Raw genomic sequence first — 17,908 nt, forward strand, 5'->3', positions numbered from 1 at the left:
ATTGCAGACCCGACAGTGTACCCGGCGCGGCGCTCAGTTTCCGGGCTGCAGCCGGTCGGCCACGCGGGTCAGCAGCTCGTAGCTGATCGTCCCCGCTGCGCGCGCGACGCGTTCCACGGGAAGGCCTTCCCCCCACAGGGTCACGCGGTCCCCGACCTGCGCCGCGGGCACCCCGGACAGGTCCACCGCCAGCATGTCCATGGAGACGCGCCCGATCAAAGGGCAAAGCTCCCCGTTCACCAGGACCGGCGTGCCCGACGGGGCATGGCGCGGGTACCCATCGGCATATCCCATCGCCACAATCCCGACACGCCCGGGCGCATCGGCGGTCCAGGTCGCGCCATAGCCGACGGTACTGCCGGGTGCGAGCGGCTGGGTGGCAATGATCGGGGCCTGCACGGTCATCGCTGGACGCAGGTCGCCATCCGGACCCTCCGGCAGATGCTCGGCGGGTACCGAGGCCGGATGCGCACCGTAGAGCATGATTCCGGGGCGGCCCCAGTACTCGCCCGCCGCCGCCCCGCCGCGACCCCAGCCGGCAAACAGGGCCGCCGAGTTGGCCACGCTGCGGTGTCCCGGAAACGCCGCCACCGTCGTAGCGAAGGCGTCCAGCTGGCGGGCATTTTGTGGGTGCTCCGGCTCGTCGGCACAGGCCATATGGGTCATCCAGTGCAATCCGCCCTGCCCGTGACCGGCAGCCTGCAATCGCGTGGCGACCTTCGGCGCCTGCGCTGGCTCGAAACCCAACCGGTTCATCCCGGTATTCAGTTTGATCCAGACGACGGGGAGCACGACGCTGGCGGCCTCGAGATGATCGAGTTGTGCCGAATGGTGCAGGACGGGCTGGAGGTCAAACTCGGTGCAGGCATGCACCTCAGAAAGGTCGCGCGGGCCCTGCAGCACCAGCAACGCGCCCTCGAAACCGGCCGCGCGCAGGGCCCGCGCCTCACAGACTTGAGAAACGGCCAGCCCGTCACTATCGTCGGCCAGTGCCTGGGCTGCCCATAGCAGACCGTGACCGTAGCCTTCTGCCTTGATCACCGACCACATGGGAACAGCGGGTGCAAGGCGCCGTGCCACGGACAGGTTGTGCCGCAGGGCCTCGGGATGAAGCTGGATGCTGGCCGCGCGCCTCACACGTCGCCTCGGACCAGGAATCGCAGAACATGGGGCGCTAGCACGAGTGGGTACATAGCTCGCTATTCCCCTATTGCTCGATCCCGCCGTAGACGTCCGGGGCATAGTTCTCGAAGCGGGTGAACTGTCCGCGGAAGGTCAGGCGCACGGTCCCGATGGGGCCATTACGCTGCTTGGCGATAATGATCTCGGCCGTGCCCTTGTCGGGGGACTCCTCGTTATAGACCTCGTCGCGGTAGACGAAGGCAATAATGTCGGCGTCCTGTTCGATGGCCCCGGACTCGCGCAGGTCGGACATCACCGGGCGCTTGTTCGGGCGCTGCTCCAGCGAGCGGTTGAGCTGCGACAGCGCGATCATCGGCACGCTCAGCTCCTTCGCCAGGGCCTTCAGCGAGCGCGAGATGTCCGAGATTTCATTGGCGCGATTCTCGCTGCTACCGGGCGACTGCATCAGCTGCAGGTAGTCGACCACGATCAGCTTGAGCCCCTTGTGCTCGCGCATCAGGCGGCGCGTACGGGCGCGCAACTCGGTGGGTGACAGCGCCGGGGTGTCGTCGATGTACAACGGTGCCTCGGAGAGCATCTGCACGGCACTGGTCAGGCGCGGCCAGTCGCCGTCCTCCAGGCGTCCGGAGCGCAGCTTCTGCTGGTTGATCCGGCCCATCGAGGACAACAGACGCATCGCCAGCTGCTCGCCGGGCATCTCCATGGAGAAGATCGCGACCGGCTCGGCGTTCTTCATCGCCACGTACTCGGCGATGTTCATCGCGAACGAGGTCTTGCCCATCGACGGACGCCCGGCGACGATCACCAGATCGCCGGGGTTCAGTCCCGACGTCAGGGCATCCAGATCCTGATACCCGGTCGCCACACCGGTGATCGGGTTCTGCGTCTCGTAGAGGTATTCGATCTGCTCGACCGCGGCGGTCAGCAGCGGCTTCATGCCGCGGAAGCCCCGGGCGCCACGCGAACCCTGCTCGGCGATACGGAAGACCTTCTGCTCGGCCTGGTCGAGGAGTTCTTTGGAGTCGCGGCCGTCGGGAACAAACGCCGAATCCGCGATCTCGGTACCCACCGAGATCAGAGACCGCAGGATGGAGCGCTCGCGGACGATATCTGCGTAGGCCACGATATTCGCGGCACTGGGGGTCTCCGCCGCCAGGCGGCCCAGATAGGCCATGCCGCCCGCGTCCTCCAGCTCACTGGTGCGCTCGAGCTGCTCGGACACGGTAACCATGTCGAACGGGGCATTGCGTTCGGCCAGAGAGGCCACCGCCCGGTAGATCAGGCGGTGGTCATGGCGATAGAAGTCTTCATCGGTAATGCGGTCCGCCACCCGATCCCAGGCGGCGTTATCCAGCATCAGCCCGCCGAGGACCGACTGTTCGGCCTCCTCGGAATGCGGCGGGATGCGCGGATTCGGGGTCATGGGCCGGTTCATGCCCGGGGGCACCATGCGAACCGGCCAGTCTGCCGGGCGTCAGCGACCTGTGGCCACTCTCCCGACATGCGGAGGATCACTCCTCGCCGATGACCACGACGTGGATGTCGACATCCACGTCCGTATGCAGGTGCAGACCGATCTCGAACTCGCCCGTGGTACGCAGCGGGCCTTCCGGCATGCGCACTTCCTTCTTCTCCACCTCGGTGCCCTTGGCGGTCAGCGCATCGGCGATATCGGCGGGGCCGATGGAGCCGAACAGCTTGCCCTCGCCACCGGACTTGGCGGTGATCTCCAGCACGGTGCCTTCCAGCTGCGCCTTGCGCGCCTCGGCAGCGGCCAGTGCTTCGGCGGCGGCCTTTTCCAGCTCGGCACGGCGGGCCTCGAACTCGGCAATGTTCTCCGCGGTGGCGAACTTCGCCTTGCCCTGCGGCAGCAGGTAGTTGCGGGCGAAGCCGGAGCGCACGGTCACGCGGTCACCCAGACCACCCAGGTTATCGATCTTTTCCAGCAGAATGACTTCCATCTTCGGTATTCCTGTAACGTTGGGTCAGCCCCAAAAACGAGGCATTCTACACCGGTCGCCGACCGGTCTCACGAATTGTTGTCACCGTCCGGGCCGTCATCACCCGGACCCTTGCGCCCGCCCAGCGCGCCAAGGCGCGAACGGATGTCCGCCCAGGCATCGATCACCCCGATCGTCGCCAGCAACAGGAACATCTGCGGCAGGGCCAGCGCCATCAGCACGTACATGCCCACCAGCCAGAAGCTGCTCATGCCCTGGTGATGCGTCAGCGCATGCACCAGTGCAATCCCCTGGAGGAAGAACAGCACCCCCAGAATGAACGCCAGCTCGGTCGCCAGCGGAACCGGGCCCAGATGCCCGATCAGCCCCAGCCCGACGGTGACGCCACTCATCGCCCGTCCGAACTGGAGCGCCCGGAACTCCTCGCCGAACGCCCCCGGGTTGTACAGAAGTGCCTGCCAGTAGCGCCCGATCAGCAAACTCAGCGTGAGGCTCAGCAGCACGATCCCGGCAAACAGCCCAGTCAGATAGGGCGCGGCCCGGCGCAATGCGGCTTCCAGCTCCTGAGCCCCGGTATCCGTACCCTCGACCAGCGGTCCCAGCAGGGCCATGCCCGCCTCGGACCAGGCCGTCTGCAGATCCGGGACCAGGGCATGCACCGCCAGCACGCCGAGCCCGGCGACCATCGCACCGGCCTTCAGTGTCATGCGCCAGGACACCGTGCGGCGCAGGACCTCGGCCAGCAATACCACCGGCGCCCACTGCACAAACCCCGCGGCCACGCCTGCCATCGGCGGGGCCTCCGGGATCAGCACGAACATCGCGGCCCCGAGCACCAGCGCCGACAACGCGGCGACGAGCAGGGCCTGCCCCAGGCCGACACGCAGGCCGACCAGTGCAATCAGGGCACTGCTGACGATCGCGATCGGCGGCAGGAAGAGCCCCGCAACGCCAAAGCCGGAGACCGCGCCCACGGCGCGGCCCCGGCTTTTCATCACGAATTCGGCCAGTACACGCAAGGCCGTGCGTCCGGGCGAACCGGAGCGCGGATCAGTGGTTGTCGCTGTACGGCAACAGCGCGAGGTAGCGCGCGCGCTTCACGGCCGTGGCCAGCTGGCGCTGATACTTCGCGCTGGTACCGGTCACACGGCTCGGCACGATCTTGCCAGTCTCGGTTACAAAACCCTTCAGCAGGTTCAGGTCCTTGTAATCGATGTAATCGATGCCTTCGGCGGTGAACTTGCAGTACTTGCGACGACGCGGAAAACGGGCCATGTCAGATCTCCTTCAAAAATTCGGTCAACGGGCAGGCGGGACTTACTCGGCGGAGGCCGAGTCGTCGGAGGCGGCCTGGCCACCTTCGTCGTCACGCTCGCGGCGACGGCCCTTGGCACCTTCCTCTTCCTGGCCCTTGGCCAGCGGGGAGGTCTCGGTGACGGCCTCTTCCATGCGCATGGCCAGGTGGCGCAGCACGGCATCGTTGAACCGGAAGGCACTGACCAGTTCTTCCAGCGCCTCTTCCGAGGCCTCGATGTTCATCAGCACGTAGTGGGCCTTGACCAGCTTCTGGATCGGGTAGGCCAGCTGACGACGGCCCCAGTCTTCCAGACGGTGGATCTTGCCCTCGTGACCTTCGACCAGGCCCTTGTAGCGCTCGATCATCGCCGGGACCTGCTCGCTCTGGTCCGGGTGGACCAGGAACACAACTTCGTAATGACGCATTTTCGACTCCTTGCGGGTATCAGCCTCCCGTCATCGCGGTGAGGCAAGGATTCCGTCCGCCGGATTACCGGCAGACGGAAAGGCGCGATACCTTAAACGAACTGGGCCCCGGCAACAAGCCCGCCACCGCCGGGCAGCGGCGCGGGACCCGGCCTGCGGTTTCAGTCGTCCACCGGCCACTCGTCGTCGGGGATGATGCCGTCGTCGCGCTGCTCGTGCCGCACCCACGCGACAATATCGGCCACATCCTGGTAGTCGAGACCGGGAACCGGGGGCATGTCGCCGAAGTCCCAGTGGTGCGCGACCACCCCGCGCTCCACGGCCATAAAAAACGTAACGTCAGCGTGATGCGATGGCTCGTAGATCCGATGCACCAGCGCCGGTCCCTGTTCCGTACCCCGTGCATCGGAGCCGTGGCACTCCGCGCAGCTTTGCTGAAAACGCTCGCGCCCGAGCTGCGGATCGCCCAGCAGCTCGACATTGACGCCCTGGATTGGATAGGGCGCCCGCTCCTGCTCCGTCGTATCCGGGGTCTCATCACCACAGCCCGCGAGGACCAGGCTCAACCCAACGATCGCAGCAGCCAGGACGGACCGGGTCATGGTAGTGGTTCGCCCCACCCTGCCCTGGCGTTCAGACGCAGGGTGAAGACGATCCCCGCCGAGCATATCCGCGTTGTGACCGGTGCCCGTCAGGGAGCGGAGCACGGTGTGGTTTTTCATTGGCATGTTCAATCCCTCTCAGTCGAAAACGAAAACAGATGCCGGATCGGGCACCGTCGATGCGAAACGCTCAGGTTTTCGGCGGAGGATTGGGAGGCCCGCGGGGTGTTCTCGCGCGCAGAAGCGTGGGCTCTCCGGCGGTCATATATGGGCCGGAAACGCTGGAGGGGGTAGCGCACGGAGGGGCCATGCAGCAGCCATGACCGAGGCATTCGGCCGTCTCCGTGCCGTGATCGCAATGCATGTCCGCACACGCCCCGGACGGGTCACTATCGACCGCAGGCGCCGACTGCATGGCGGGAATGGTCAGCGCCAGCACCAGCAGGGATAACAGCAGCCACCACTGCACTGGACGGGTTCGCGCGTACATGCCTGCAGCGTATCAGGCGCGCCGCTGGCGCCGGGCCTCGAACAGTGTGATGCCGGTCGCCACCGAGACGTTAAGGCTCTCCACCGTGCCGCCCATCGGGATCCTCGCGAGATGATCGCAAGCCTCGCGAGTCAGGCGCCGCATGCCCTCCCCCTCGGCCCCCATCACGATCGCGGTCGGCGGCCGCAGATCCACCGCATAGAGGTCCTCGTGCGCGGCACCATCCAGACCCACGGTCCACATGCCGGCATCCTTCAATGCCGCCAGGGTCCGCGCGAGGTTGCCGACTGCGACCACCGGCACGGTTTCCGCCGCCCCCGAGGCGACCTTGATCGCCGCCGGCGTGAGCGCCGCGCTGTGGTGTCGGGGTGTCACGATGGCACCGGCACCGGCCGCGTCTGCGGTGCGCAGGCAGGCACCCAGGTTGTGCGGATCGGTGACCCCGTCCAGCACCAGCACGAGGTCCAGCCCGTTGCGTACGCGCTGGACCAGCGCCTTTTCCTCGACAACCGGGCGCGGGGCGCAATGCACGATCACACCCTGATGCTGAAACCCGGGGTGGTGCTGGTCGAGCTTGTCGCGCCCGGCACGTTCCACCGAGATTCCGCGCGCCTGGGCCTGCTCCAGCAACTGCGCCAGCGCAGGCTCCAGCGTACCGCTCGCGAGCTGCAACAAACGCACCCGCTCCGGGGCGTGCTGCAGTACGGCCGCGACCGCGTGGATCCCGCCGAAGGATTCGCCGCGAGGACCCTTGCCGCCCTTGCCCATCGCCTGTGTTCCTAAGAGGGGCTGGACGAACGGCGCCGACGGCCACGGCGGCGCCGGCCGGATTTGCCACCGGGCTCGTCATCGGCGCCGGGCGCCGTCTCTGCGGCGTCAGTGGCTGAGGCCGGAGCTTCCGTAGCCGGGGCTTCAGCCGCGGACTCCGCCGACTTGCCGCGACCGCGCCCACCGCGGCGGCGGCGCTTCTTCTTCGGCGGGGCGTCGTCCTGGCCCTGCTCGGGCGCGGCCTCCGGCGCCGGCTGCACGGACTCGGCGTCCTTGCGCTTGCGACCGCGGCCGGATTTCTTCTTCGGCGCGGCCTCGCCCTTGGCTTCCTCGGCCAGTGCCAGATCGATCTTGCGATCATCCAGGCTAACGCGCACAACCTGCACGCGCACCTCGTCGCCAATGCGGAATACCCGCCCACCGCGCTCGCCGGTCAGGGTGTGACGACTCGGCTCGAAGTGGTAGAAGTCGTTGTCTAGGGCCGTCACGTGCACCAGGCCCTCGATATAGACATCCTTGATCTCGACGAACAGCCCGAATCCGGTCACTCCGGAGACCACGCCGTCAAAGGTCTCGCCGACCTTGTCCTGCATGTATTCGGCCTTGAGCCAGGCGACCGCGTCACGTGTGGCGTCATCCGCACGGCGTTCCGCCATGGAGCAGTGCTCGCCGAGGGATTCCATGTCGTTGTGCGAGTACGGGAAGGCCTTGTTGCTGCCCTTGCGCAGCACATGGCGGATGCCACGATGCACCAGCAGATCCGGGTAGCGCCGGATCGGCGAGGTGAAGTGGGCGTAGTCATCCAGCGCCAGCCCGAAGTGGCCGTCCAGTTCGGGGGCATACACCGCCTGGCTCAGGGAGCGCAGCAGCACGGTCTGAATCAGCTGCTGGTCGGGGCGCTTTTTCGCCGCCTTCAGCACCTCGGTGTAGTCACGGGGGCTCGGTTCACTGCCGCCGCCGAGCGTCAGGCCCACCCCATTGAGGAAGTCGCGCAGGTCGTCAACCTTGTCGGTCGGCGGCTGGTCATGGATACGGTAAAGCGCCGGCACCTTGTGCTTCTTGAGGAAGCGCGCGGCCGCCACGTTGGCCATGATCATGCATTCCTCGACCATGCGATGCGCGTCGTTGCGCTCGGTCGGCACGATCTTTTCGATCTTCCGATCCTCGCCAAAGATGATCTTCGTCTCGGTGGTATCAAAGTCGATCGCGCCGCGACGGTTGCGCGCGGCATGCAGCGCCTTGAAGACCTCGTGCAGGACCTCCAGGTGGGGCATCACATGCTCATTCTGCTCGCGCAGCGGCGCATCGCCATCGAGCATCGCCGCAACGTCCTCGTAGATCAGGCGCGCATGCGAGCGGATCAGGCCCTCGTGGAAGCGGTAGCTCTTCAGTGCGCCACGCGCGCCGATCTCCATCTCGCAGACCATACTCAGCCGGTCCACGTTCGGGTTCAGCGAGCACAGCCCGTTGGACAGCACCTCCGGCAGCATCGGGATCACGTTGTTCGGGAAGTACACCGAGGTCCCGCGCGTACGTGCCTCGCGGTCCAGCGCCGCCTCCCGCTCGACGTAGTGCGACACGTCCGCAATGGCGACCCACAGACGCCAGCCCTTGCCGTCGCGCTCGCAATACAGCGCGTCATCAAAGTCCCGCGCGTCGTCGCCATCGATGGTCACAAACGGCTGTGCGCGCAGGTCCAGGCGGCCCTTCTTGGCCTTCTCGCTGACCTCGGCGCCCAGCTCGTCGGCTGCAGCAGCGACCTCCTCCGGCCACTCGTGCGGCAGACCATGGGCACGAATCGCGATATCGATCTCCATGCCGGGCGCCATGTGCTCACCCAGCACCTCGATCACGTCCCCGCGCAGGCGTGCCGTGCGCGACGCGGACTCGCGGATACGCACGACCACGATCTGGTCGTCCCCGGACTCGCCCAGGCCATCGGGCGGCACCAGGATGTCGTGGGTGATGCGCTTGTTGTCCGGGGTCAGGATGCCCACCCCGTCCTCGATGCGCAGGCGCCCGACCACCTGGGTCGTGTTGTGCTCGAGGACCTCGACGATGCCGCCCTCGCGGCGACCGCGACGATCCACGCCCATGACCCGCGCCAGCACGCGGTCGCCATGGAACACACCACGCATCTGGCGCGGCGAGAGGAACAGATCGTCGTCCTGTTCGTCCGGCACCAGAAAGCCGAAGCCGTCCGGGTGCCCAATGACGCGTCCGCGGATCAGGTCTTCCTGGTTGACCGGCAGATAGGCGCCGCGCCGGTTGCACAGCGCCTGGCCGTCGCGCTCCATCGCCTTCAGGCGACGGCGCAGGGCCTCGAGACGGTCGTCGTCGGAAATTTCCAGACGCTCGGCAATCTCGTCATAGGACAGGGGGTTGTCGGCTTCCTGCAGGAGCCCGAGGATGAACTCGCGGCTGGGGATGGGATTGTCGTACTTCTGCGCCTCGCGCTCGAAATTGGGATCGGCCGGCGCCTTGCTTCTTTTTCTTGGCATTCAAACAACTCGTTGGATGATTCGGTGGCCACCAACAACAGGCTGGCGACACAAGCTACCTATTATGCGGCATGTAAAGATTCGCTGCGCGGAAACGCCCGGGGGACACGCGAACCCGGTATCACGTTCGCACCCATGACTCGGGAGTCTCGCACCGGCGTTGACAGGCTCCTGGTCGCGCACTATATTGCGCGCTCCTGAAGCGCAGGACCCGGTCTCGTACCGGCGATCCGACCTCGTGCCGAGGTGGCGGAATTGGTAGACGCGCTAGCTTCAGGTGCTAGTGAGCGAAAGCTCGTGGAGGTTCAAGTCCTCTCCTCGGCACCATTTACCTGCTTCTCCATCCCCGAGACGACAACACCCGCCCATCCTCCGCACGGATAACCGTGTATCGGCGGATATACGCGTGCCCGCGCGGGCGACACGGGTTGCAACCCGCACCGCCCGCTCAGGGTCTGCCTGGAATCAGCCGTCGAACGGATCGCGCAGGACCAGCGTTTCGTCGCGGTCGGGCCCGGTGGAGATCATGTCGATCGGGACACCCACCACGTCGGACAGACGCTCCAGATAGGCCCGCGCCGCGGCAGGCAGCTTGTCGTACTCGCGAATCCCGACGGTGGATTCCTGCCAGCCCGGCATCTCCTCGTAGATCGGCTTGCAGGCCGCATAGGCCTCGGCCCCGGACGGCGGCACCTCGTGGCGTTTGCCGCCACAGTCATAGCCGACACAGATCTGCACGCTCTCCAGCCCGTCCAGCACATCCAGCTTGGTCATGCACAGGCCGCTGATGCTGTTGATCGCGACCGCCCGCTTGAGCGCGACCGCATCGAACCAGCCGCAGCGCCGGGCGCGCCCGGTGGTGGAGCCGAACTCGTTGCCCCGGGTGGCCAGGTGCTCGCCCATGTTGTCGAACAGCTCAGTCGGGAACGGGCCGGCTCCGACACGGGTGGTATAGGCCTTGGTGATCCCCAGCACGTAGTCGATATCGCGCGGACCGACGCCGGAGCCCGTCGAGGCCCCGCCGGCGGTCGTGTTGGACGAGGTAACGAACGGATAGGTCCCGTGGTCGATATCCAGCAGGGTGCCCTGCGCGCCCTCGAACATCACGTCCCGGCCCTGGGCACGCAGCTCGTGCAGCCGTCCGGCGACATCCGCGACCATCGGCTGCAGGCGCTCGGCGTGCGCCAGGCACTGCTCCAGCACCTCCTGCTGATCGATGGTCGGGGCCTTGAAGTAGTGCTTCAGGGCGAAGTTGTGATAGTCCATCACCTCGCCCAGCTTGGCGGCCAGGCGCTCGCGGTGGAACAGGTCGTCCAGGCGCAGGCCACGACGGGCGACCTTGTCCTCGTAGGCGGGGCCGATCCCGCGCCCGGTGGTCCCGATCGCGGCCTTGCCGCGCGCCTTTTCGCGCGCATGGTCCAGCGCGACGTGGTAGGGCAGGATCAGCTGGCAGGCGTCCGACAGGCGCAGACGATCCGCGACCGGAACGCCCTTGGCCTCCAGCTCTTCCATCTCGGTAATCAGCGCCTCGGGCGACAGCACCACCCCGTTGCCAATCATGCATTCCACACCTTCGCGCAGGATCCCCGAAGGAATCAGGTGCAGCACGGTCTTCTCGCCATCAATCACCAGGGTATGCCCGGCATTGTGCCCACCCTGAAAACGGACAACAGCGGCGGCGTCCTCGGTCAGGCGGTCGACGATCTTGCCCTTGCCCTCGTCACCCCACTGACTGCCCAGTACGACTACGAAACGTCCCATCGGCTCAGTACTCCACTACCGTCCAGGCCCCGTCGCGCAGCTCGAGACGCGCATCAGCGGGGGGTTCATTGGTTTGCCCTTCCAGATCGCGCACCACGCGATTGCCGCGGGCACGCAGGTCGGCGATCGCGGCCTCCATGGCCACATCGCCCGAGGCCGGCGCACGCACCGTTCGACGCGGTACCGGCGGCGCCACCTCGGCACGGCGCAGCAACTCGCGCAGGTCGGTACTGAAGCCGGTCGCGGCGCGCGCGCGGCCAAAGACGCGACCAATATCGTTGTAGCGCCCGCCGCGTGCAATCGCCTGCCCCGAGCCTGGCACGAACACCGCGAACACCAGGCCCGTGTGATAGGCATAACCGCGCAATTCGCCGAGATCAACATGGAGGTCCACATTCGGTTGTGTCGCCTCCAGACGCTCCGCCACCGCCTGCAGGTGATCCAGGGCCGCCCCCACCTCGGACGGCGCACCGGCCAGGGCCTCGCGGGCGGCGGCAATGACGCCGGCGTCCCCATTGAGATCCACCAGTGCGCGCAATCGCCGGCAAACGGCCGCATCCATGCCTTCCGCCCCCCATGCCTTGAGGGTCTCCTCGATCTCGGGGACGCTCTTGCGCTGCAACTGATCGAAGAAGGCCTCTTCGCGGGCATTGTCCAGACCGGCCTCGCGCGCCAGCGCGCGATAGATGCCGACATGACCCAGGTCCATGCTGGGCTGGTAAACCCCGCAGATCTCCAGTGTGGCGAGCATCAGGCGGATGATTTCGAGGTCGGAATCCAGACCGTCATGCCCAAACAGCTCGGCCCCGGCCTGCAGAGGACTGCGCGACCCGGACCACTCGTCCGCACGCGTACGCAGCGTACTCCCGACATAGCAGAGGCGGTTGGGCCCCTCGACCTTCAGGCGATGCGCATCGATGCGTGCCACCTGCGGGGTCAGATCCGCGCGCACCCCCATCAGGCGACCGTTCATCTGGTCGGTCAGCTTGAAGGTCTGCAAATCCAGCGCATGGCCCGCACCCACCAGCAAGGACTCCAGGTATTCCGCCAGCGGCGGCATGACCAGGTCATAGCCCCAGGTATCGAACTGGTCCAGCACCCGACGGCGCAGCCCCTCCAGACGCCGGGCGGCGTCCGGCAGCGCCTCGTCGAGGCCATCCGGCAGTAGCCAGCGGTTGATCTCGGTCATCTCGTCCCTGCCTTTATCCTAGGGAAACACGGGTCAATGTCCACACTCGCTGCCTCGTCGCTTTCGTGTGCGAACAAGGCGCGGTGACCGCCTTGCAGCATCCTGCACAAGGGAGCCGCAACGCCATTTCCGCGCCCGTTTTTGATCACAATGGTCGGCCGATCCCTTGCATCCAATGGGTTGCGGGGTTGGTGCCCCAGGCTCCCCGATCCTGCGTTGCGACCAAGCCATCAAAAACGGGAGGGTAGAACCACTACCCGCTGCCAGAGGCGCCTGGTCTCGGGAAACCCGGGGTACCCACGCGAGTGTGTACATTGATCAGTGTTTCCCATGTATCACCCGATGCGCACCGGGTCCCGGCATGACTCGGGCCCGGAAGACCGGGCCCGAGTCAAACGGTCACCGCGCACCGGGCACCTGCGATGGCACCCGGCCCCGGTGTTACTGGGTCGGCAGCGGCGCCGGCCGCTCCCCGCCCGGCGCGTTGAAGAACTGGAAGAACTCCGAGTTCGGCTCCAGGATGAAGGTGCTCTTCTCGCCGCTCATGCTGTTGCGGTAGGCGATCAGGCTCCGGTAGAAGCGGAAGAACTCTTCATCTTCACCGAACGAACGGCCCAGCGTCTCGGTGGCGCGGGCATCACCGGCACCCCGGATCTCCTCGGAGTCACGGTAGGCGTTCGCGAGGATGACCGTCCGGTCACGATCAGCACGCGAGCGAATACGTTCGGCCTCCTCCTGACCACGGGCCCGGAAGTCCTGCGCCACGCGCTGACGCTCGGCGCGCATACGCTCGTACACCGACTCGGAGACCTCGTCCGGCAGGTCCATCCGGCGCACGCGAACGTCGACCAGGTTGATCCCCAGCTCCAGCGCCGTCTCGAGCGCCGTCTGACGCACCGCACCCAGGATCTCGAGCCGCTCGCCGGCCACGACTTCCTGCAGTTCGTAGCGGGCGAACTCGTTACGCATGCCGTCGCGCAGGATCTGGGCGAGGCGTTCCTCGGCCAGACGTTCGTCACCGCGGGTCGAGCGGTAGAACTGGCCGACGTCGTCGATCCGCCACTTGGCGTAGAAGTCGACGATGATGTTCTTCGCCTCGGAGGTCAGGAACCGATCCGGCGGGATGTTCAGCGTCATGATCCGGGCATCGAATTTCTCGACGTTCTGGATCAGCGGAAACTTGAAGTGCAGACCGGGCTCGGGGTCGACCTGACGGATCTCGCCCAGGGCGAACTTGATCACGCGCTCGCGCTCGTCGACGGTGTAGGTCGAAAGCGCCACCACGATCCCGATGACAACAACGGCGATACCGGCTATGCGTAGCATTAGCGCACCTCCCGCGAGCGCTGGGCCGCCGGATCACGGCTACCCAGTCGATTGACACCTGACCCAGTAGTGGCACCCAGGCCACCGCGGCTGGTATCGATGGGTTGCGGGGTCGGCGTATCACCCGAGTTGGAACGGGTACCGGTACCACGGAACAGCTGATCCAGCGGCAGCATCATCAGGTTGTTGCTGCTACCCACGTCGAGCATGACCTTGCGCGAATCCTCGAGCACCGCCTCGACGGCCTCCAGATACAGACGGTCGCGGGTCACTTCCGGGTACTGCTGGTATTCGACCAGCAACTGATCGAAGCGGGAGGCATCACCGTCGGCCCGCGCAATGACCTGATCACGATAGGCCTCGGCTTCTTCGATGATACGGGCCGCCTGACCACGTGCCCGCGGGATCACGCCATTGGCGTAGGCCTCGGCCTCGTTGCGGAAGCGGACCTCGTCTTCGCGGGCACGGATCGCGTCGGCAAAGGCCTCCTGGACCGGTTCAGGCGGCTGGGCCTGCTGCATGGACACGGCGGTGACCGTTACCCCGGCCCCATAGGAATCCAGGCTTTCCTGCATGACCACACGTGCCGAGGATGCGATTTCCCCACGCCCTTCCCCGAGGATGAAGTCCAGATTGGACCGTCCGACACGTTCGCGAATCGCCGATTCCATCACATGGTCCACGGTAATATCGGGGTTGCGCACGTTGAAGAGAAAATCGACCAGATCGAGGATGCGGTACTGCACCGCGATATCGATATCGATGATGTTTTCGTCGCCGGTCAGCATCAGCGCGCGGTGCTCGATGGTTCGCACGTTGTCGACGTTGACAATCTCGATCCGCTCAATCGGATACGGCAAGTGCCAGCCGGGACCCGGATTCTTCACTTCCTGGAAGGCGCCAAAGCGCAGCACTACACCACGCTCGCCCTCGGAGATGATGTGAAAGCCGGAAGCCAGCCATACCACCAGCGCGATAATCAGCCCGAGGCTGACCAGGGCCTGGGTACCACGGCCCATGCCACCGCCGGAGGAACCGCCAGAACCACTGTCGCCACCACCACCGAAGATTCCGTTCAGCTGGCGCGACAGCTTGCGCATCATTTCTTCCAGATCGGGGGGCTGGTTGCCCCCGCCGCCACCGCTACCACCGCCGCGCTGGCCACCGCCGCCCCCACTCCAGGGGTCGCGGTTACTATTTCCCGGTTCGTTCCAGGGCATGGACTGGACTCCGTCACTCGCTCAGGGCTGGCACCATCCGTTCAACTGACACGGATGGGCATAAGGGGCCACATTCTAGGGAGCCGGCCCCACCCGGGCAACCACGTCCGGAGGGAAATACGGGTTACTCGTCGCCCCAGGGAAACACGGATCAATGTACACGCTCGCTGCCTCAAAGCTTTTGCGTGTGAACAAAGTGCGGTGACTGCCGTGCACTCATTGTGCACAAGGGAGCCGCAACGCCGTTCCCGTGCCCGTTTTTGAGCAACAACGGGCGGCCGAGCCCCCGCTCACAATGGCCTGCGGGGTTGGCACCCCAGGTTTTCCGAGACAAGGCACGCCGCGCAGTGGGTAGTGGTCCTACCCGCAAGCGGTGCAACGCAGGACCGGGGAACCTGGGGTGCCAACGCGAGTGTGTACGTTAACCAGTGGTTCCCTCGATGACGACAAAGGCCTGGGCATACTCGCGCTCGTCGCTGATGCTGAGGTGAATGGCGACCACACCAAGGCGTTCGGCGGTTGCCCGCGTGCGGCCTTCCAGCACGAATTCGGGGCGCCCGCGGGCATCATGGGTCACCCCGGCCTCGGCCAGCCCCATGTCGGCCCCGACTCCGCAGCCCAGCGCCTTGGCGAGGGCCTCCTTGGCCGCAAAGCGCCGGGCGAGGAAGCCCGCCGGGTGCTCCGGCGGCAGGTCGGCTTGCTCCACCGGATGCAGGATACGCTCGGTCAGGCGCCGGCCGTGGCGCTCCCACATGCCCTGCATGCGCGCCACCTGGACGAGGTCGGTACCAATCCCGAGGATCATCTGGCGATCACACCGGGTACTGGCCGACGGGCAGGCCTGCGCGGGCGGCGTCCATCAGCCCGCGCATGTGGCTGACCGCCTCCGGCAATCCCGTAAACAGTGCCCGGGCCACGATGGAGTGGCCGATATTCAGCTCGTGAAAGACCGGATTCGCAGCGATCGGACGCACATTGTCGTAATCGAGCCCATGACCGGCGTTGATCACCAGCCCCATGGCCTGACCGGCAGCGGCGGCCTCGTTGATCCCGGCCAGCAAGCGTTCGCGCTCGGCCGCATCACGGGCATTGGCGTAGGCGCCTGTATGCAGCTCCACCACCGGGGCGCCGATCTTGACCGCTGCCTCCAGCTGGCGCACATCCGGCTCCACGAACAGCGAGACCTCGATCCCGGCCGTGGTCAGCGGAGCCACAAAATCGCGCAGCCGCTCGAGCTGTCCGGCCGCATCCAGGCCACCCTCGGTAGTCAGCTCCTCGCGCTTTTCCGGCACGATGCAGCAGGCCTCCGGGAGCAGCTTCAATGCGATGGCCTGCATGCCCTCGGTGGCGGCCATCTCGAGATTCATCGGGACCGTGAGTTTCGGCTTGATGCCGAAAACATCGTCGTCCTGGATATGCCGGCGGTCCTCGCGCAGATGCAGGGTGATCGAGTCCGCGCCGCTGGCTTCGGCCAGGCGCACCGCCTGCATCAGGTCGGGATACGGGGTGTGGCGCGCCTGGCGGATCGTGGCGATGTGGTCGAGGTTGACCCCCAGCTTGAGCGGTGCGGGATACGACATGGTACGAGTGGCCTTATATGGGCTTGTATGGGCTTGGATGCGTGTCAGGGCCGGGGCTACAGCAGCGCTCGCGTGCGCAGCGCGCGACCGGCCAGGTGATGGTCAATCAGGGCGCGCATGAAGTCACGCGCCGGGCGGGCATAATTATCGGGGACCGACTGCCCCGAAGCCAGCGCCACCAGGGCCTCCCCGGCGATGGCGCCCGCGCGCCCCGGTGCCGTGGGCTCCAGCCCCATCTCGGGCTCGTACCGATACCAGACCGCCGGTTCAAGCTCGGCGGCATCGACATGCTCGAGCCCGGAGTCGATCGGCAGCAGCAACGCCCACTCGGCGCGGCGCAACACTACGTCTGCCCGCTCCCGGGCCGCCAGCCGCGCGTAGGCCGTCAGCAGGGCCGGCAGCGCCTCGGGGATGGGGGCCTCGCGCGGATAGAGGCGCAATACCAGTTCGTTCAGGTACAAACCACAAACCAGCGTCCGCCCGGTCAACGGGAAGACCCTCTGCTGCTCCGCCACCTGAAGCGTAGGAAGCTCGCCACGACCGCGCCAGGCCAGATCCAGCAGCACAAAGGGCTGTACCGACCCCGCCTTGCCACGTACCACCGCCGCCACCCGCCCGGCCTCGCCCGTCAGCAGTTCCAGCACACGGCTGTTTTCGCGCAGTGCACGCGCATGCAGCACTACACCCTGGGTGACCGCCGTCGCCGCGCCACTCATGCGCGCCGCAGGGCCTTCACCGGGGTTCTTCGATGCCCAGCTCGCGCAGGGCGCGCGGGTTCCGGGTCCAGTCGGCCTCGACGCGCACCGTCAGGCGCAGCATGACCTTGCGCCCCAGCAGTTCTTCAAGCTGCAGACGCGCCGCCTGCCCGATCCGCTTCAGACGCTGCCCACCCTTGCCGATCACGATGCCCTTCTGGCTGTCGCGCTCGACCATGATCACCGCATCGATGTGCGTCGTCCGCGGCTCGTCAGCCCATTGTTCCACGCGCACCGCCACCGAGTACGGGACCTCCTGTCCGAGGCTCTCGAGCAGGGATTCGCGGATCATCTCCTCGGCGCGGAAGCGCTCCGGGCGATCGGACAGCTGCTCGGGGTCGTAGAGGAAGGGTCCCGCGGGCAGGTGCGCCCGGATTTCGTCGATCAGGCCCGCGACGTTGGAGCCTGTCTTCGCCGACAGCGGGACGACACCTGCATACGGCATTGCCTCCATCCGCCCCGCGATAAACGGCAGCAGTTCTTCTTTTTCCCGCGCCCGATCGACCTTGTTGATCACCAGCAGGGCCGGCCGTTCGGACTGGCGAATCAGCTGTTCGATGCGCTCGTCGCCCTCACCGAAGCGTCCCGCCTCCACCAGGAAACACACCAGGTCCGCGTCGGCCAGGGCCTGACTGGCCGTGCGGTTCAGTACCCGGTTTACCAGGCGCGTGCGCTCGGTATCGATCCCCGGGGTGTCCATCAGCACGATCTGGTCGTCGCCCTCGGTCACGATGCCGAGGATGCGATTGCGCGTGGTGTGGGGACGCCGCGTAGTGGCTGCCAGCTTCTCGCCCACCAGGCGGTTCATCAGCGTGGTCTTGCCGACATTCGGACGGCCAACCAGCGCGACCAAACCGCACCGCGTTCCGGACTCGGGGGCGCTGTCCATG

Annotated in this window: 17 protein-coding genes and 1 tRNA gene; 1 reads left to right on the top strand and 17 read right to left on the bottom strand. The window is 66.4% G+C overall.

From position 1 onward, the window contains the following. Positions 1-33 precede the first annotated feature (33 nt). The 9 genes from alr to rnr form a co-directional block, all read right to left on the bottom strand. Entirely contained in the window at positions 34-1,137 is a 1,104-nt protein-coding gene (alr, locus tag TK90_RS09675) for an alanine racemase (RefSeq protein WP_012983296.1), read from the bottom strand. A gap of 70 nt (positions 1,138-1,207) precedes the next feature. After that, the gene (gene dnaB, locus TK90_RS09680) at positions 1,208-2,566 is read right to left on the bottom strand and encodes a replicative DNA helicase (RefSeq protein WP_041444266.1); all 1,359 of its coding nucleotides are present in this window, start codon (positions 2,564-2,566) and stop codon (positions 1,208-1,210) included. 88 nt (positions 2,567-2,654) lie between these two features. Next, a complete protein-coding gene (rplI, locus tag TK90_RS09685) occupies positions 2,655-3,104 on the bottom strand; it encodes a 50S ribosomal protein L9 (protein WP_012983298.1) in 450 nt (149 codons plus the stop codon). Positions 3,105-3,172: 68 nt separating this feature from the next. After that, on the bottom strand, positions 3,173-4,123 hold the full coding sequence (locus tag TK90_RS09690) for a DUF2232 domain-containing protein (RefSeq protein ID WP_012983299.1): 951 nt from the start codon (positions 4,121-4,123) through the stop codon (positions 3,173-3,175). Between the two features lie 31 nt (positions 4,124-4,154). Continuing rightward, on the bottom strand, positions 4,155-4,379 hold the full coding sequence (gene rpsR, locus TK90_RS09695; protein WP_012983300.1) for a 30S ribosomal protein S18: 225 nt from the start codon (positions 4,377-4,379) through the stop codon (positions 4,155-4,157). Between the two features lie 42 nt (positions 4,380-4,421). After that, positions 4,422-4,826 (bottom strand): 30S ribosomal protein S6, encoded by a 405-nt coding sequence (gene rpsF / locus TK90_RS09700; RefSeq protein ID WP_012983301.1) that lies wholly within the window; start codon positions 4,824-4,826, stop codon positions 4,422-4,424. 161 nt (positions 4,827-4,987) lie between these two features. Then, positions 4,988-5,428, bottom strand: coding sequence for a cytochrome c (locus TK90_RS09705; RefSeq protein WP_148216254.1), 441 nt, complete (start codon positions 5,426-5,428; stop codon positions 4,988-4,990). A gap of 502 nt (positions 5,429-5,930) precedes the next feature. Next, positions 5,931-6,686 carry a 23S rRNA (guanosine(2251)-2'-O)-methyltransferase RlmB gene (gene rlmB / locus TK90_RS09710; RefSeq protein ID WP_012983303.1) on the bottom strand — a complete coding sequence of 252 codons (756 nt, stop codon included), beginning with the start codon at positions 6,684-6,686 and terminating at the stop codon, positions 5,931-5,933. 11 nt (positions 6,687-6,697) lie between these two features. Further along, positions 6,698-9,187, bottom strand: a complete 2,490-nt coding sequence (gene rnr / locus TK90_RS09715; protein WP_012983304.1) for a ribonuclease R — start codon at positions 9,185-9,187, stop codon at positions 6,698-6,700. A gap of 240 nt (positions 9,188-9,427) precedes the next feature. On the opposite strand from rnr, the gene TK90_RS09720 reads away from it, so the two are divergent. Continuing rightward, positions 9,428-9,514: transfer RNA gene (locus TK90_RS09720), tRNA-Leu, on the top strand. Positions 9,515-9,652: 138 nt separating this feature from the next. Here TK90_RS09720 and TK90_RS09725 read toward each other — a convergent pair. The 8 genes from TK90_RS09725 to era form a co-directional block, all read right to left on the bottom strand. Continuing rightward, positions 9,653-10,948, bottom strand: a complete 1,296-nt coding sequence (locus TK90_RS09725; protein WP_012983305.1) for an adenylosuccinate synthase — start codon at positions 10,946-10,948, stop codon at positions 9,653-9,655. A gap of 4 nt (positions 10,949-10,952) precedes the next feature. Next, complete coding sequence (locus TK90_RS09730; RefSeq protein ID WP_012983306.1) at positions 10,953-12,137, bottom strand: ATP phosphoribosyltransferase regulatory subunit; 1,185 nt, start codon at positions 12,135-12,137, stop codon at positions 10,953-10,955. A gap of 441 nt (positions 12,138-12,578) precedes the next feature. Then, on the bottom strand, positions 12,579-13,463 hold the full coding sequence (gene hflC / locus TK90_RS09735; protein ID WP_012983307.1) for a protease modulator HflC: 885 nt from the start codon (positions 13,461-13,463) through the stop codon (positions 12,579-12,581). Continuing rightward, entirely contained in the window at positions 13,463-14,683 is a 1,221-nt protein-coding gene (gene hflK, locus TK90_RS09740) for an FtsH protease activity modulator HflK (protein WP_012983308.1), read from the bottom strand. The genes hflC and hflK overlap by 1 nt, the downstream gene beginning before the upstream one ends. A gap of 421 nt (positions 14,684-15,104) precedes the next feature. Further along, entirely contained in the window at positions 15,105-15,488 is a 384-nt protein-coding gene (acpS, locus tag TK90_RS09745) for a holo-ACP synthase (protein ID WP_012983309.1), read from the bottom strand. Positions 15,489-15,495: 7 nt separating this feature from the next. Further along, positions 15,496-16,263, bottom strand: coding sequence for a pyridoxine 5'-phosphate synthase (locus TK90_RS09750; protein WP_012983310.1), 768 nt, complete (start codon positions 16,261-16,263; stop codon positions 15,496-15,498). A gap of 56 nt (positions 16,264-16,319) precedes the next feature. Further along, complete coding sequence (locus TK90_RS09755; protein ID WP_012983311.1) at positions 16,320-16,979, bottom strand: DNA repair protein RecO; 660 nt, start codon at positions 16,977-16,979, stop codon at positions 16,320-16,322. Between the two features lie 16 nt (positions 16,980-16,995). Then, positions 16,996-17,907: a GTPase Era gene (era, locus tag TK90_RS09760; RefSeq protein WP_012983312.1), complete on the bottom strand. Its 912-nt coding sequence runs from the start codon at positions 17,905-17,907 to the stop codon at positions 16,996-16,998. Position 17,908 lies beyond the last annotated feature (1 nt).

This window comes from Thioalkalivibrio sp. K90mix, from assembly GCF_000025545.1.
In the GTDB taxonomy this organism is placed as follows: Bacteria; Pseudomonadota; Gammaproteobacteria; order Ectothiorhodospirales; family Ectothiorhodospiraceae; genus Thioalkalivibrio.

Bases quoted from the DNA above. Each gene is read 5' to 3' on its own strand.
- rnr (WP_012983304.1), bottom strand. From the start codon at position 9,187: ATGCCAAGAAAAAGAAGCAAGGCGCCGGCCGATCCCAATTTCGAGCGC.
- TK90_RS09725 (WP_012983305.1), bottom strand. From the start codon at position 10,948: ATGGGACGTTTCGTAGTCGTACTGGGCAGTCAGTGGGGTGACGAGGGC.
- acpS (WP_012983309.1), bottom strand. From the start codon at position 15,488: ATGATCCTCGGGATTGGTACCGACCTCGTCCAGGTGGCGCGCATGCAG.
- era (WP_012983312.1), bottom strand. From the start codon at position 17,907: ATGGACAGCGCCCCCGAGTCCGGAACGCGGTGCGGTTTGGTCGCGCTG.
- dnaB (WP_041444266.1), bottom strand. From the start codon at position 2,566: ATGACCCCGAATCCGCGCATCCCGCCGCATTCCGAGGAGGCCGAACAG.
- rpsR (WP_012983300.1), bottom strand. From the start codon at position 4,379: ATGGCCCGTTTTCCGCGTCGTCGCAAGTACTGCAAGTTCACCGCCGAA.
- rplI (WP_012983298.1), bottom strand. From the start codon at position 3,104: ATGGAAGTCATTCTGCTGGAAAAGATCGATAACCTGGGTGGTCTGGGT.
- TK90_RS09750 (WP_012983310.1), bottom strand. From the start codon at position 16,263: ATGTCGTATCCCGCACCGCTCAAGCTGGGGGTCAACCTCGACCACATC.
- hflK (WP_012983308.1), bottom strand. From the start codon at position 14,683: ATGCCCTGGAACGAACCGGGAAATAGTAACCGCGACCCCTGGAGTGGG.
- hflC (WP_012983307.1), bottom strand. From the start codon at position 13,463: ATGCTACGCATAGCCGGTATCGCCGTTGTTGTCATCGGGATCGTGGTG.
- TK90_RS09755 (WP_012983311.1), bottom strand. From the start codon at position 16,979: ATGAGTGGCGCGGCGACGGCGGTCACCCAGGGTGTAGTGCTGCATGCG.
- TK90_RS09730 (WP_012983306.1), bottom strand. From the start codon at position 12,137: ATGACCGAGATCAACCGCTGGCTACTGCCGGATGGCCTCGACGAGGCG.
- rlmB (WP_012983303.1), bottom strand. From the start codon at position 6,686: ATGGGCAAGGGCGGCAAGGGTCCTCGCGGCGAATCCTTCGGCGGGATC.
- rpsF (WP_012983301.1), bottom strand. From the start codon at position 4,826: ATGCGTCATTACGAAGTTGTGTTCCTGGTCCACCCGGACCAGAGCGAG.
- TK90_RS09705 (WP_148216254.1), bottom strand. From the start codon at position 5,428: ATGACCCGGTCCGTCCTGGCTGCTGCGATCGTTGGGTTGAGCCTGGTC.